The following is a 13,687-nucleotide window of genomic DNA, read 5'->3' as shown; positions in this document are numbered from 1 at the left end:
CCGGACCGGCCGTCGCCGGCATCCCGTCGCGGTCATGGCACGCCATGCCGCCCTTGGCCCGGACTTCGGTTCGGGCCCTTTTCGTCCACCGCGCAGAAACTATGGCGCGGCCCCCGCATGGTTAACATGCCATTAAGGCTTCCTTCGTAGGGTTCACAGTCAGGCACATTCCGCGAATCGGGCGGGACGTCGCGATTTTCCTTGAGTGGACGGTAGGCTGTAATCATGAGCAGAAGCATTTCGGCAGGACTGGAAAACCGTCACGACCGCTTCGTTCTGTCGGCATTCGTCTGGCGGCAGCTGCAGATCCTCGCCGGGCTCTGCATCTTCGTCAGCCTTGCGCTCGCCGTGGCGGCGCTCTCCACCTGGAATGTCTCCGACCCCAGCCTCTCCTACGCTTCCGGCGGCGAGCCGAAGAACATCCTCGGCTATACCGGCGCCGTCTTCGCCGACCTCTTCATGCAGTTCCTCGGCCTTGCCAGCGTGATCGCGCTGCTGCCGGTGGTCGCCTGGGGCATCGCGATGATCAGCGGCCGGCGGTTCAACCGCGTACCGCAGCGCGCGGCCGCCTGGCTCGGCGGCGCGATCCTCGCCTCCGCCGCGCTCGCCTGCATTCCCGGCCCCGTCACCTGGCCGCTGCCGACGGGGCTCGGCGGCGTCTTCGGCGACATGATCCTGCGCTTTCCGGCGCTCTTCACCGGCGCCTACCCGACCGGCATGTTCGCCACCGTCGTCGGCTGCATCCTTGCCGTGCCGGCCGCCTGGCTGATGGTCTTCGCCGCCGGCCTGATCGGCACCGTGGCGATCGACGACGAGGAGGACTATGCGCCGGTGCCGGCGGCAAGCCGCGCCCGCGCGGCCGCCGAGGAGGACGACGAGGACGAGGAGCGCGAAGGCCCGCTCACCGTGCTTGCCGGCGCCATGACCCATGCGTGGTATACCGGCCAGGCACGCGTGCGCCGCATCTTCGGCCTCACCGGCCAGCGCCGCAGGGCGCGCGGCATCGAGCAGCCCTACGACTTCAACGAGGACGAGTTCGGCACGCTGAACGAGCCGGTGCGCGCCCGCGCCGCCACGCGCTCGGCCGAGCGCGTCGAGCCGTCGATGGAGGGCCGCCGCGCGGTCTCCGTGCCGCCGATCGCGCTCGACGACGACGACGTTCCCTTCGACATGGACGGCGAGCCGATGGCCCGTCCGAGCGGCATCCTGCCGGATGACGACGCGGACGACATCGCCGCGGACTGGGCGCCGCGCCGCGCCCCGGCTCGCCAGCCGCTGCCTGCCGCCGGAGCCCGCGTCGTGCCCCCGGCCGCACGGCCGAAGCCCGGCCAGCGCGTCGAGCGGGAGGCGCAGACCTCCTTCGTCGGGCCGGACGGTTTCCAGTTGCCGCCCATCCATCTTCTCGCCGAGCCGAAGGGCAAGGTACGGGACACGACGCTGTCGGCCGACGCGCTCGAGCAGAATGCCCGCATGCTGGAAGGCGTGCTGGAGGACTTCGGCGTCAAGGGCGAGATCATCCATGTGCGCCCCGGCCCGGTCGTCACGCTCTACGAGCTGGAGCCGGCGCCCGGCATCAAGTCGTCCCGCGTCATCGGCCTTGCCGATGACATCGCCCGCTCGATGAGCGCCATCGCCGCCCGCGTCGCCGTCGTGCCCGGCCGCAACGCCATCGGCATCGAGCTGCCCAACCAGAGCCGCGAGACCGTCTATCTGCGCGAGCTCATCGCCAGCCGCGACTTCGAGACCTCGAAGGCCCGCCTCGCCATGGCGCTCGGCAAGACGATCGGCGGCGAGCCGGTGATTTCCGACATCGCCAAGATGCCGCACCTGCTCGTCGCCGGCACCACTGGCTCGGGCAAGTCCGTCGCCATCAACACCATGATCCTGTCGCTGCTCTACCGCCTGAAGCCGGAGCAGTGCCGCCTGATCATGATCGACCCGAAGATGCTGGAACTCTCCGTCTATGACGGCATCCCGCACCTCCTCTCCCCCGTCGTCACCGATCCGAAGAAGGCCGTCGTCGCCCTCAAATGGACGGTGCGCGAGATGGAGGAGCGCTACAAGAAGATGTCGAAGATCGGCGTGCGCAATATCGACGGCTTCAACAGCCGCGTCGAGCAGGCGCTCGCCAAGGGCGAGACCATCGCCCGCACCGTGCAGACCGGCTTCGACCGCCAGACGGGCGAGGCGATCTATGAGACGGAAGAATTCGACCTGCAGCCGATGCCCTATATCGTCGTGATCATCGACGAGATGGCCGACCTGATGATGGTCGCCGGCAAGGACATCGAGGGCGCCGTGCAGCGGCTTGCGCAGATGGCGCGCGCGGCGGGCATCCACGTCATCATGGCGACGCAGCGCCCTTCGGTCGACGTCATCACCGGCACGATCAAGGCCAACTTCCCGACGCGCATCTCCTTCCAGGTCACGTCGAAGATCGACAGCCGCACGATCCTTGGCGAGCAGGGCGCCGAACAGCTTCTCGGCATGGGCGACATGCTCTACATGGCCGGCGGCGGGCGCATCCAGCGCGTGCACGGGCCGTTCGTCTCGGACGGCGAGGTCGAGGCCGTGGTCGCGCACCTCAAGACGCAAGGCTCGCCGCAATATCTCGAGGCGATCACCGAGGACGACGACGAGGACGGCGAGGGCGGCGGCGGCCCGGCCGGCACGGCCAATCTCGACGATTCCGACGATCCCTACGACCAGGCGGTGGCCGTGGTGCTGCGTGACGGCAAGGCATCCACCTCCTACATCCAGCGCCGCCTCGGCATCGGCTACAACCGCGCCGCCTCGCTGATCGAACGCATGGAAAAGGAAGGCCTGATCGGCCCCGCCAACCACGCCGGAAAGCGCGAGATCCTCGTGCCGACGGAAGACGAAATTTCGGGACGATGACCCGGAACGCCGCGCCTTCTGCGGCGTTTCGACCGACACGTCTCGCGTCTGGGGCCGATGCCATTATGGCGCCGCGTTTGGCCCGCATGACAAACGCATGAAGGAGACTGACATGATCCGATCCGAAAACGCCCGCGCGACCGGAACGCTCACCCGCCGCGGCTTCACCTGCCTTCTGGCTTTCACCCTGGCGGCCGGCCTTTCGGCGCTCTCGCCGACCGACGCCTCTGCCCAGGCGAGTGCCACTGCCCAGAAGATCGCCGACCACTTCGCCTCGGTGAAGACCATGATGGGCGAGTTCGTGCAGTTCGGCCCGCGCGGCGAGCAGGCCGGCGGCAAGTTCTACATCAACCGGCCCGGCAAGATCCGCTTCAACTACGAGGATCCCTCGCCGATGCGCGTGATCGCCGACGGCAAGTCGGTCGTCATCGGCAACCGCAAGCTCAAGACCTGGGACATCTATCCGCTCTCCAAGACGCCGCTGAACCTCCTGCTCGGCAACCAGATCGATCTTTCGACTAAGATGGTGCGCAACGTGAAGGAAGAGGCTGACCTCACTACGATCGTGCTTGGCGACAAGAGCATGTTCGGCGATTCGACCATCACCATGATGTTCGACCCGAAGACCTACGATCTGCGCCAGTGGACGATCACCGACGCGCAGGGCAAGGACACCTCCGTCATGATCTTCAACGTCAAGACGGGCGTGTCGCTCGACGACAAGGTCTTCTCGATCCCCTACGAGGAAATCCGCAACCGCGGCTCGAAGTGACGGCCGACGGCACGAAAGGCGTTTCCGTTTCGGAACACATGCGCTAAGACCCCCCGGAAACTTTCCGGGGGCAGGCATGGCACTTTCGATCGCGACGTGGAACATCAACTCCGTGCGGCTGCGCATGCCGCTCGTCGAGCATTTCCTGAAGACCTTCTCGCCCGATATCCTGTGCCTGCAGGAAACCAAGTGCCCGAACGACCTCTTCCCCTCCAAGCCGCTGAAGGCGCTCGGCTACGAGCACATCGTCATGCACGGCCAGAAGGGCTATCACGGCGTCGCCACCATCTCCCGCCTGCCGCTGACCGAGATCGTCGAGCGGCGCGACTATTGCGGCGTCGGCGATGCGCGCCACGTCTCGGTACTCTTCCATCACCGGAACAAGTCGATCCGCCTGCACAATTTCTATGTGCCGGCCGGCGGCGACGAGCCGGACCGCACGATCAACGCGAAATTCGGCCACAAGCTCGATTTCATCGAGGAGATGAAGCTGCTGCATGCCGAAGCCGAGGCCGGCATTTCCTCCATCCTCGTCGGCGACCTCAACATCGCGCCGCTGGAACATGACGTCTGGTCGCACAAGCAGCTCTTGAAGATCGTCAGCCATACGCCGATCGAGACGGAAGGGCTGATCGACGTGATGACCAAGGGCGCCTGGGTCGATTTGATGCGTAGCAAGGTGCCGGCGCACGAAAAGCTCTATACATGGTGGAGCTACCGCTCGGCCGACTGGGTGGCCGCCAACAAGGGCCGGCGCCTTGACCATATCTGGTCCTCCGCCGACCTCGAGCCGCATCTTTCCAACATCGCGGTGATCCGCGAGGCGCGCGGCTGGGAACGGCCGTCCGACCATGTGCCGGTAATTGCCGAGTTCGACTTCTAAGACTGGTCAGGTAAGGCTGGTCAGGCGAAGCGGCCGGCAAGGCCGCGCATCTGGCTGATCATCGCGCCGAGGTTCTCGCGGATGCGCGCATCGACGAGAACCGCGACGTCGGGATACTCTTCCAGCATGCGGCGGAAGAGCGGGCGGTTGATGCGGATGACCTCGCTGTCCTCCACCGCGACCGCCGTGTATTTGCGCTCGACGGCGGAGATCATCGCCAGTTCCGAAAGCAGCGTGCCAGCGCCGGCCGTGCCCTCGTCGCGCGTCGTGCCGTCGCGCAGCGTCGAGGTCAGGGCGAAGGCGCCATAGGCGATGACGAAGCCGCAATCGGCCGAGGTGCCCTCGCGAAACAGCGTCTGCCCCTCGACCAGCCGGCGCCGCTCGGCGCCGAAGGCCATCAGGCGCAACTTGTCGTCGGCAAGACCGGCAAAGAGCGGCACCTGGGAAAGAAGGGCGATGTCGTCGCTGAGGGCCACGGCGGGCGGTCTCCTGCAATTCTCGTGAACGTTAAGGTACGATCTTGTAGCCGCCGTTCTCTGTCACGAGAATCTCCGCATTGGAAGGGTCCCGCTCGATCTTCTGGCGCAGGCGATAGACGTGGGTCTCCAGCGTGTGGGTCGTCACGCCCGAATTGTAGCCCCAGACCTCTTCCAGCAGAACGTCGCGCGTCACCACCTTCTGATCGGCACGGTAGAGGTAGCGGATGATCGCCGCCTCCTTCTCGGTCAGGCGGATCTTCTGGCCGTTTTCCATGGTGAGCAGCTTCTGGCCCGGCTTGAAGGAATAGGGGCCGACGGTGAAGGTGGCGTCCTCGCTGCTCTCGTGCTGGCGAAGCTGGGCGCGGATGCGCGCGAGCAGCACGGCGAAGCGGAACGGCTTCGTCACATAGTCGTTGGCGCCGGCTTCGAGCCCGAGGATCGTGTCCGAATCGGTGTCGTGCCCGGTCAGCATGATGATCGGCGCTTTGAAGCCGCCCTTGCGCAGCAGCTTCACCGCCTCGCGGCCGTCCATGTCCGGCAGGCCGACATCCATGATGAGAAGGTCGATCTGGCCCGCGCGCGCCGTCTGGATGCCCTTGCCGGCCGTGGTTTCCTCGAGCGTTACGAATTCCTCGTAGAGCGAAAGCTGCTCGACGAGCGTCTCGCGGAGGTCATTGTCGTCATCGACAAGAAGGATGGTGCGGGATGTCATGCTTTACCTCTCGGCATTCCTCTGGAAAGTAAGGGAACTGGCGCTTTTGGCAAGCCCGCCTGTGGCTTAGCCGATCAAGTTGCCGCATGGCGCGAATATGGCGGACGGACATGAAGCGGATCACATCTCCTGAACATTGCGTGAAGACGATCCTCGTGCGCCCTGCGCCGGGCAGGAAGACCCGCGCCATCGTGCAGGTCGGGCCGCTGCGCATCCCGGCGGCCATCGGCCGCGCGGGACGCACCAGCCGCAAGCGCGAAGGAGACGGCGCAACACCGATCGCCGCCATGCCGCTTCTTTCCGGCTTCCTGCGCGGCGACCGCGTGACCATGCCGAAGACGGCCCTGCCGCTCCGGCGCATCCGGCCCTCCATGCTGTGGTGCGACGAGCCGAAACATCCTTGCTACAACAGGCTCGTGCGCGCACCCTTCGGGCCGAGCCATGAGGAGATACAGCGCGAGGACGCGCTCTACGACATCTGCCTCGTGCTCGACTGGAACGTCACCGCACGCCGTCGTCATGCCGGCTCGGCGATCTTCTTCCACCTCATCCGTCCCGGCTACGAGCCGACGGCCGGCTGCATCGCGGTGGCGCGGCGCGACATGCTGCGCATTCTTGCCCATATGCGGCGCGGAACGGTCGTGCGCGTCCTTTGAGATTTTGTGGAAGCGCGGGCTGAAACGGCGCGGTTCGAAACCTATATCAGCCTCGACCGTCGCCGGGCTGCAAGGCGCACGGGAAGCCCGTCCGGGCTCAAGCACGCCCTTCTTTTCACGGGAGCTTTTCTGATGAGCGATCAACCGACAATCACCTTTCATGACGGCAACAGCATTCCCCAGGTGGGGCTCGGCGTCTGGCAGACCCCGAACGACACGGCGGTGACGGCCGTCAAGGCGGCGCTGTCCGGCGGTTATCGCCATATCGATACGGCCGCGATCTACGAGAACGAGCAGGGCGTCGGCGAGGGCATCCGCGCCTCCGGCGTCAGCCGCGGCGAAATCTTCCTCACCACCAAGCTCTGGAATTCCGACCAGGGATACGAGCCGACGCTGAAGGCCTTCGACACCAGTCTCCGGCGGCTCGGCACGGACTATGTCGATCTCTACCTCATCCACTGGCCCGCGCCGAAGCGTGGCCAATTCGTCGATACCTGGAAGGCCTTCATCCAGCTGCAGAAGGAAGGCCGCGCCCGCTCGATCGGCGTGTCCAACTTCTATCCCGAGCACCTGCAGCGGCTGATCGACGAGACCGGCATCACGCCTGTAATCAACCAGATCGAGCTGCATCCGGATTTCCCGCAGACCGAGGCGCGCACCTATCACGACATGCACCGGATCGTCACCCAGTCCTGGAGCCCGCTCGGCCAGGGCACGCTGCTGGACAATCCCGTCGTCGCCGGGGTCGCCGCGAAACATGGCCGCACGCCGGCGCAGGTCATCACCCGCTGGCATATCGACAACGGGCTGGTCGTCATCCCGAAGTCCGTCACGCCGTCGCGCATCGAGGAGAATTTCAAGGTCTTCGATTTCAAGCTGGACGACGAGGACATGAAGACGTTCGCCAGCCTCGAAAAGGACGGCAGGCGCATCGGGCCCGACCCGATGACGGCGTCGTTCTGAGCGCATCTCTTGCGGGCGCAATCTAGAGAGGGTGGCTTCGGCCACCCTTTTTCATGGCAGGGTCTTCGGCGTGACGAAGGCCTCAAGCCGGCCCTTGCCCGGCGCAGCCTCGCTCCAGAGCGTGATATCGAGGGCGATCACGGCGAGACCCGCCGTCGGATATTTTGTCCTTAGCCGGCTAATCGAATCCGCATCTCCAGCCGGCGCAAGCAGCGCGGCCAGGTCCTCGAAGCCCGGATTGTGCCCGATGACGAGAAGCCTTTCGCTGTCCTGCGGCGCTTGCCGGATCGCCGCGAGAATGGCCGAAGGTGCGGCCTCATAGATCGAGGGCACGGTGCGCGAAGGGCATGGCCCCGCGAGGGCAGGGGCGACGAGCGCCCAGCTTTCCTGCGTGCGACGGGCGGAGGAGACCAGCGCGAAATCCGGCTGAAGGCCCGCTTTTGCCATATAGGCCCCCATGCGCGGGGCATCGCGGCGGCCACGGTGGGCGAGCGGGCGGTCGTGGTCCTCGACGCCGTCAGGCCAGGCGGATTTGGCGTGGCGCAGCAGCAGAAGCTGTTTCATGGGGACCTCCCTTAAAACGAAAAGGCCGGGAGCTTGCCCCCGGCCTTCCATCCTTTCGGCACGCCGGCCGCGATCACTGCCAGTCGCGGATATCGACGAAATGGCCGGCAATCGCCGCGGCGGCGGCCATTGCCGGCGACACGAGATGCGTGCGGCCCTTGAAGCCCTGGCGGCCCTCGAAATTGCGGTTCGAAGTGGAAGCGCAGCGCTCGCCCGGCTTCAGGCGGTCGTCGTTCATCGCAAGGCACATGGAGCAGCCCGGCTCGCGCCAGTCGAAGCCCGCTTCCTTGAAGATGGCGTCGAGGCCTTCCTTCTCCGCCTGTTCCTTCACGAGGCCGGAGCCCGGAACGATCATGGCGTTGACGGTGGAAGCGACCTTCCTGCCTTCCACGACGGCGGCGACGGCGCGCAGGTCCTCGATGCGGCCGTTGGTGCACGAGCCGATGAAGACGCGGTCGATGGCGATGTCGGTGATCTTCGTGCCCGGCTTCAGGCCCATATAATCGAGCGCGCGCCACTTGGAGGAGCGCTTGGTCTCGTCCTCGATATCGTCAGGGTTCGGCACGATGCCTTCGACGGAGACGACGTCCTCCGGCGAGGAGCCCCAGGAGACGATCGGCGGCAGGTTGGCGGCGTCGAGCACGACGACGCGGTCGAAATGCGCGCCTTCTTCCGTGTAGAGCGTCTTCCAGTAGTCGAGCGCCATTTCCAGCGCCTTGCCCTTGGGGGCGCGCGGCTTGTCCTTGATGTATTCGAAGGTCGTCTCGTCGGGCGCGATGAGGCCGGCGCGGGCGCCGCCTTCGATCGTCATGTTGCAGATCGTCATGCGGCCTTCCATCGACAGCGAGCGGATCGCCTCGCCGGCGAACTCGATGACGTGGCCGGTGCCGCCGGCCGTGCCGATCTCGCCGATGATGGCGAGGATGATGTCCTTGGCGGTGACGCCTTCGGGAAGCTTCCCGTCGACGCGCACCAGCATGTTCTTCGCCTTCTTCTGGATCAGCGTCTGGGTGGCGAGGACGTGCTCGACTTCCGACGTGCCGATGCCGTGCGCCAGCGCGCCGAAGGCGCCGTGCGTGGAGGTGTGGCTGTCACCGCACACGATGGTCATGCCGGGCAGGGTGAAGCCCTGCTCCGGGCCGACGATGTGCACGATGCCCTGGCGCACGTCCTTTTCGGAATAGTATTCGACGCCGAATTCCGCGGCATTGTTGGCGAGCGCCTCGACCTGGATGCGGCTTTCCTCGTTCTTGATGCCCTGGTGGCGATCCGGCGAGGTGGGAACGTTGTGGTCGACGACGGCGAGCGTCTTTTCCGGCGCGCGGACCTTGCGGCCGGCCATGCGCAGGCCCTCGAAAGCCTGGGGCGACGTCACTTCATGGACGAGGTGACGGTCGATGTAGAGAAGACAGGTACCGTCTTCCTGGCGGCTGACGATGTGGTCGTCGAAAATCTTGTCGTAGAGGGTCCGGGGTGCGCTCATGGCTCTTCATCCGCTTGGCATGTTGAGGGGTACAGGAAATCGGCAAGCATGCGGGCTTGCGGGGTCGGAAACGATCAGCCTAGACGGCTGATGAGCGCCCCGAAGACACGCGCAAAGAAGCGTGCCGGCAGGCGCTTGTGATCCTGCAGCACGACGACATGCTTTTCCGTGCATCCGAACTTGGATTCCATGGCCCGCATATAACGATTTTTCGCGGCTTCGGCAATCGCCAAGAATCAGGCAGTCGTGCCGCGGCGCAGCCGCTTCTCCAACGCCCTGAGGCCGAGCGACAGGCCGATGGTCAGCATCAGGTAGACATAGGCGACGATGGAATAGGTCTCGAAGAAGCGGAACGAGCCCGAAGCGTAGACCTTGCCCATCTGCGTGACGTCGGCGACGCCGAGCACGGAGACGAGCGATGAATCCTTCACCATCGCCACGAAATCGTTGCCGAGCGGCGGCAGGATGACGCGCACGGCCTGCGGAAAGACGACGAGGCGGAAGCGCTGGAAGCGCGAAAGGCCGAGCGCCTTGGCCGCCTCGATCTGCCCCTTGTCCACCGACTGGATGCCGGCGCGGAAAACCTCGGCGATGAAGGCGGAATAGCCGATCATCAGCGCGATGATCGCCCGCCACATGAGCGAGAGATCGCGCACCTGCATGGGGTCCACGGTGCCGGCCGCAACGAGCGGGCCGATCACGAAATTGATCGCCGCCACCAGCGCCGGCGCGCCGACGAAGGCGATGTAGAACAAGAGGACGAGGATCGGCACACCACGGATGACCTCCGTGTAGAAACGGGCGATCTGGCGCAGCACCTTGCTTTCGGAAAGCGCCATCAGCGCCACGCCGAGGCCGAGCAGCGTGGCGAGCAGGAAGGCGACCAGGGTCACGAAGATCGTGACCCAGAGCCCCTTCAGCACGACGCTGAACACCTGCGCGTAGATATCGTTGGCGACGATCACGCCGGCAAGCGCCAGCGCGATGGCGGTAAGCGCGACCAGCCACCAGGGGTAGTCGTCCTTGCCCGCGCCCGGGGAAGCGAGAGCCATGGCCGCCCGCTACTGATCCATCTTGTAGTCGAGGAACCACTTCTTGTTGAGCGCGTCGAGCGTCCCGTCGGCCTTCAGCGCGGCGATGGCGGCGTTGACCGGCGCGACGAGCTCGGAGCCCTTCGGGAAGATGAAGCCGAAATCCTCCGTGCCGAGCGGCCCGCCGACCACCTTGAGCTTGCCGTTCGAGCCGTCGACATAGCCCTTGGCCGCCACGCTGTCGGTGAGCACCAGGTCGACGTCGCCGGCCTGCAGCGCCTGCACGGTCGCGCCGAAGGTCTCGAACAGCTTGATGCGCGGGTTCTGCTCGTTGCCGTCGAGAATCTCGTAGACTGCGGTGTAGAAGGGCGAGGTGCCCGGCTGGGCGGCGATCAGGCCGTCCTCGAGGGCGGCGAAGCTCTTGGCGTCGGTGAAGCGGCTTTCATCGCCGCGCACCAGCATGAACTGCTGCGAGCGCATGTAGGGGTCGGAGAAATCGACCTTCTCCTTGCGGTCGTCCTTGATGGTGATGCCGGTCATGCCGATGTTGTACTGGTTGTCGGAGACGGCCTGGATCATCGCGTCCCAGCTGGCGTTCTGGTACTCCACCTTGAAATTCAGGCGCTTGGCGATCTCGTTCATCGCGTCGTATTCCCAGCCGATCTGCTCGCCCGACTTGGGATCGACGAATTGCAGCGGCGGGTAGGCGTTTTCCGTGACGACGACGACGGCCTTGCCGCCGAGGTCGGGAAGGTCCGAAGCGAAGGCGACGACGGGCATGAGGGCGGCGGCGGCAAGGCCTGCAAGAACGGCGCGGCGGGAAAACATGAAATATGCTCCTGAATTGTGGCGGCGGAACACTGTCACAGGTTCAGGCAGGCAAGCAAGCATGCGGCTTGCGCGCAATCGCTTTTCCGTAAAACAAAAAAGCCGCCGGCCATGGCCGACGGCTTCGATCAAGTGAATGCGCTGCCGATTATTCGGCGGCGGCTTCTGCAGCCTTCGCGGCTTCGGCTTCTGCGGCGGCTGCCTTTTCGGCGGCTTCTGCTGCGGCCTTTTCAGCGGCGAGTGCCTGGGCTGCTGCGACCTTCTCGGCCTCGAGGCGTGCCTTCTCGTCGGCAATGGCCTGACGCTCGGCGTCGTTCAGCTTGCGGGCGCGCGTGCCGGTGTTCTCGACGATACGAGCCGACTTGCCGCGACGATCGCGCAGGTAGTAGAGCTTGGCGCGGCGGACCTTACCGCGGCGGACGACTTCGACGCCTTCGACGAGCGGCGAGTAAACCGGGAATACGCGCTCGACGCCTTCGCCGTAGGAGATCTTGCGGACGGTGAAGCTCTCGTTGATGCCGCCACCCGAGCGGGCGATGCAGACGCCTTCATAAGCCTGTACGCGGGTACGCGAACCTTCCGTCACGCGGACGTTGACGCGCACGGTGTCGCCCGGGGCGAATTCCGGGAGGGTGCGCTTGGCTTCGATCTTCGCGGCCTGTTCGGCTTCGAGCTGCTGGATGATGTTCATCGGTCTAACCTTCTGGTTATTCTGAAACAGCCAGAGCGCTCTACGGTCACCTTGCAGGGGCATGCCTTGAAAGGTTAGCCCGTTGCCGGGCGGAGCGGATTCGCCATTCTTTGATTGCAGGTCGGCGGGATAATCCCAAATCCGTGCGGGCCAATACACCAATCGAACCCGCTTGTCATCCCCGAGCGCAAAAGAATCGGCACGGGAATGGCGGTTTTTCGGGCCTTGCCGGACCTCCGGCACCACGATATCACCCTTGAGAGGAGAAGGCCGCCGCTTTGCGGGGCGGCCCATGGGGATATCATGACGTTTGCTGATACCGTTCTGCTGGTCGTTGCCGGTTTTCTTTCCGGCGTGGTGAATGCCATTGCCGGCGGCGGCACCTTCCTCACCTTCGGCGCGATGACGCTGACCGGCCTGCCGCCGATCGTCGCCAACGCCACCTCCTCGATCACGCAGTTTCCCGGCTACGTGACGTCCTCGCTCGCCTATGCGAAGGAGATCCGGGCGGACTGGAAGGAGGCGGCGCTGCTCGGCGTGCTCTCGCTGGTCGGCGGGCTTGCCGGCGCGCTGCTCCTGCTTTCGCTCTCCAACCCGTCCTTCCGCGCGCTGGTGCCCTGGCTGTTGCTCGCCGCCACCGCGATCTTCGCCGCCGGGCCCTACCTAAAACCCAAGACGTTGAGCCCGGAAAAGCCGATCACGCCGCTCGGCCTTGCCGGCCAGTTCGTCACCTCGATCTATGGCGGCTTTTTCGGCGCTGGCATGGGCATCATGACCCTTGCCGTGCTCGGCCTCACCAAGGGCGGCGACTACCACCGCCTGAATGCGCTGAAGAACTTCCTCGCCGTGGTGATCGCCGGCATGGCAATCGTCGTCTTCGCCAGCGGAAATGTGGTCGGCTGGCCGCAGGCCGCCGTCATGGTACCGGCGGCGGCGCTCGGCGGATATTCCGGCGTCTGGGCGGCACGGCGCGTGCCGCAGCCGGTGATCCGCGGCCTCGTGGTCGCGGTCGGCCTTGCGCTGACGGCCTATTATTTCCTGACGGGCTGAGCGGCGAGGAGGTCCGGCCGGCGCTCGCGCGTCAGCTTTTCGGCTTCCTCCCGGCGCCATGTCTCGATGGCGGCGTGGTGGCCGGAGGTGAGCACGCCGGGGATCTCCAGGCCTTCCCAGACCTGCGGGCGCGTATAGTGCGGATGCTCCAGGAGCCCGCCCTCGAAGCTCTCGTGCTCGCCGGACAAAGCATTGCCCATCACGCCGGGCAGGATGCGCACGATGGCGTCGATGAGGATCATCGCCGCCGGCTCGCCGCCGGAGAGGATGTAGTCGCCGATCGAGACCTCTTCGAGCTGTCGGCCGTCGATGACGCGCTGGTCGACGCCCTCGAAGCGGCCGCAGACGACGATGGCGCCGTCACCGGCCGCAAGCTCGCGCACGCGCTGCTGCGTCAGCGGCTTGCCGCGCGGGCTCATCAGCAGGCGCGGGCGGGTGTCGCCGTCGGAGGCGTGGTCGATGGCGCGCGCCAGCACGTCGGGCTTCAGCACCATGCCGGCGCCGCCGCCGGCCGGCGTGTCGTCGACGGTGCGGTGGCGGTCGGTGGTGAAATCGCGGATCTGCACGCAATCCAGCGACCAGTCGCCGCGCGCCAGCGCCTTGCCGGAGAGGGACTGGCCGAGAAAGCCCGGAAACATCTCCGGGTAGAGCGTCAGGATGGTGGCGCGGAAAGCCAC

At 65.7% G+C, this 13,687-nt stretch carries 15 protein-coding genes; 6 read left to right on the top strand and 9 right to left on the bottom strand.

The window, feature by feature from the left end:
• Window positions 1–225 precede the first annotated feature (225 nt).
• The 3 genes from Q9316_RS18230 to Q9316_RS18220 all read left to right on the top strand — a co-directional run bounded on the left by Q9316_RS18230 (window position 226) and on the right by Q9316_RS18220 (window position 4,553).
• A complete protein-coding gene (locus Q9316_RS18230) occupies window positions 226–2,898 on the top strand; it encodes a DNA translocase FtsK (RefSeq protein WP_306032976.1) in 2,673 nt (890 codons plus the stop codon).
• 97 nt (window positions 2,899–2,995) lie between these two features.
• Entirely contained in the window at window positions 2,996–3,670 is a 675-nt protein-coding gene (locus Q9316_RS18225) for an outer membrane lipoprotein carrier protein LolA (RefSeq protein WP_306032975.1), read from the top strand.
• A 76-nt stretch (window positions 3,671–3,746) separates the two neighbouring features.
• On the top strand, window positions 3,747–4,553 hold the full coding sequence (locus Q9316_RS18220; protein WP_306032974.1) for an exodeoxyribonuclease III: 807 nt from the start codon (window positions 3,747–3,749) through the stop codon (window positions 4,551–4,553).
• A 20-nt stretch (window positions 4,554–4,573) separates the two neighbouring features.
• Here Q9316_RS18220 and Q9316_RS18215 read toward each other — a convergent pair whose 3' ends face one another.
• Together Q9316_RS18215 and Q9316_RS18210 are read right to left on the bottom strand one after the other, a co-directional pair.
• On the bottom strand, window positions 4,574–5,029 hold the full coding sequence (locus Q9316_RS18215; protein ID WP_306032973.1) for a cyclic nucleotide-binding domain-containing protein: 456 nt from the start codon (window positions 5,027–5,029) through the stop codon (window positions 4,574–4,576).
• A 31-nt stretch (window positions 5,030–5,060) separates the two neighbouring features.
• Complete coding sequence (locus Q9316_RS18210; protein ID WP_306032972.1) at window positions 5,061–5,744, bottom strand: response regulator transcription factor; 684 nt, start codon at window positions 5,742–5,744, stop codon at window positions 5,061–5,063.
• Between the two features lie 110 nt (window positions 5,745–5,854).
• Here Q9316_RS18210 and Q9316_RS18205 point away from each other — a divergent pair, with 110 nt between their 5' ends.
• The gene (locus Q9316_RS18205) at window positions 5,855–6,400 is read left to right on the top strand and encodes a L,D-transpeptidase family protein (protein ID WP_306032971.1); all 546 of its coding nucleotides are present in this window, start codon (window positions 5,855–5,857) and stop codon (window positions 6,398–6,400) included.
• 132 nt (window positions 6,401–6,532) lie between these two features.
• Window positions 6,533–7,363: an aldo/keto reductase gene (locus Q9316_RS18200; protein ID WP_306032970.1), complete on the top strand. Its 831-nt coding sequence runs from the start codon at window positions 6,533–6,535 to the stop codon at window positions 7,361–7,363.
• A gap of 51 nt (window positions 7,364–7,414) precedes the next feature.
• Here the strand turns inward: Q9316_RS18200 and Q9316_RS18195 are convergent, their stop codons facing one another.
• From Q9316_RS18195 to rplS, 6 genes are all read right to left on the bottom strand, one after another.
• Entirely contained in the window at window positions 7,415–7,927 is a 513-nt protein-coding gene (locus Q9316_RS18195) for a SixA phosphatase family protein (protein ID WP_306032969.1), read from the bottom strand.
• A 73-nt stretch (window positions 7,928–8,000) separates the two neighbouring features.
• The gene (gene leuC, locus Q9316_RS18190; protein ID WP_306032968.1) at window positions 8,001–9,410 is read right to left on the bottom strand and encodes a 3-isopropylmalate dehydratase large subunit; all 1,410 of its coding nucleotides are present in this window, start codon (window positions 9,408–9,410) and stop codon (window positions 8,001–8,003) included.
• Window positions 9,411–9,484: 74 nt separating this feature from the next.
• Entirely contained in the window at window positions 9,485–9,643 is a 159-nt protein-coding gene (locus Q9316_RS18185) for a hypothetical protein (RefSeq protein ID WP_306035388.1), read from the bottom strand.
• A 3-nt stretch (window positions 9,644–9,646) separates the two neighbouring features.
• A complete protein-coding gene (locus tag Q9316_RS18180) occupies window positions 9,647–10,462 on the bottom strand; it encodes an amino acid ABC transporter permease (protein WP_306032967.1) in 816 nt (271 codons plus the stop codon).
• Window positions 10,463–10,471: 9 nt separating this feature from the next.
• Entirely contained in the window at window positions 10,472–11,269 is a 798-nt protein-coding gene (locus Q9316_RS18175; protein ID WP_306032966.1) for a basic amino acid ABC transporter substrate-binding protein, read from the bottom strand.
• A 148-nt stretch (window positions 11,270–11,417) separates the two neighbouring features.
• Window positions 11,418–11,960: a 50S ribosomal protein L19 gene (gene rplS / locus Q9316_RS18170; protein WP_306035353.1), complete on the bottom strand. Its 543-nt coding sequence runs from the start codon at window positions 11,958–11,960 to the stop codon at window positions 11,418–11,420.
• 303 nt (window positions 11,961–12,263) lie between these two features.
• On the opposite strand from rplS, the gene Q9316_RS18165 reads away from it, so the two are divergent.
• Window positions 12,264–13,010: a sulfite exporter TauE/SafE family protein gene (locus Q9316_RS18165; RefSeq protein ID WP_306032965.1), complete on the top strand. Its 747-nt coding sequence runs from the start codon at window positions 12,264–12,266 to the stop codon at window positions 13,008–13,010.
• Here the strand turns inward: Q9316_RS18165 and trmD are convergent.
• Entirely contained in the window at window positions 12,992–13,687 is a 696-nt protein-coding gene (gene trmD / locus Q9316_RS18160) for a tRNA (guanosine(37)-N1)-methyltransferase TrmD (protein WP_306032964.1), read from the bottom strand. The two genes, Q9316_RS18165 and trmD, sit on opposite strands and share 19 nt — an antisense overlap.

The organism is Shinella zoogloeoides (genome assembly GCF_030733845.1).
Lineage (GTDB): Bacteria > Pseudomonadota > Alphaproteobacteria > Rhizobiales > Rhizobiaceae > Shinella > Shinella zoogloeoides_C.
The sequence above is the reverse complement of the archived record's forward strand: the minus strand, read 5'-3'. Positions and strand labels throughout refer to the sequence as shown.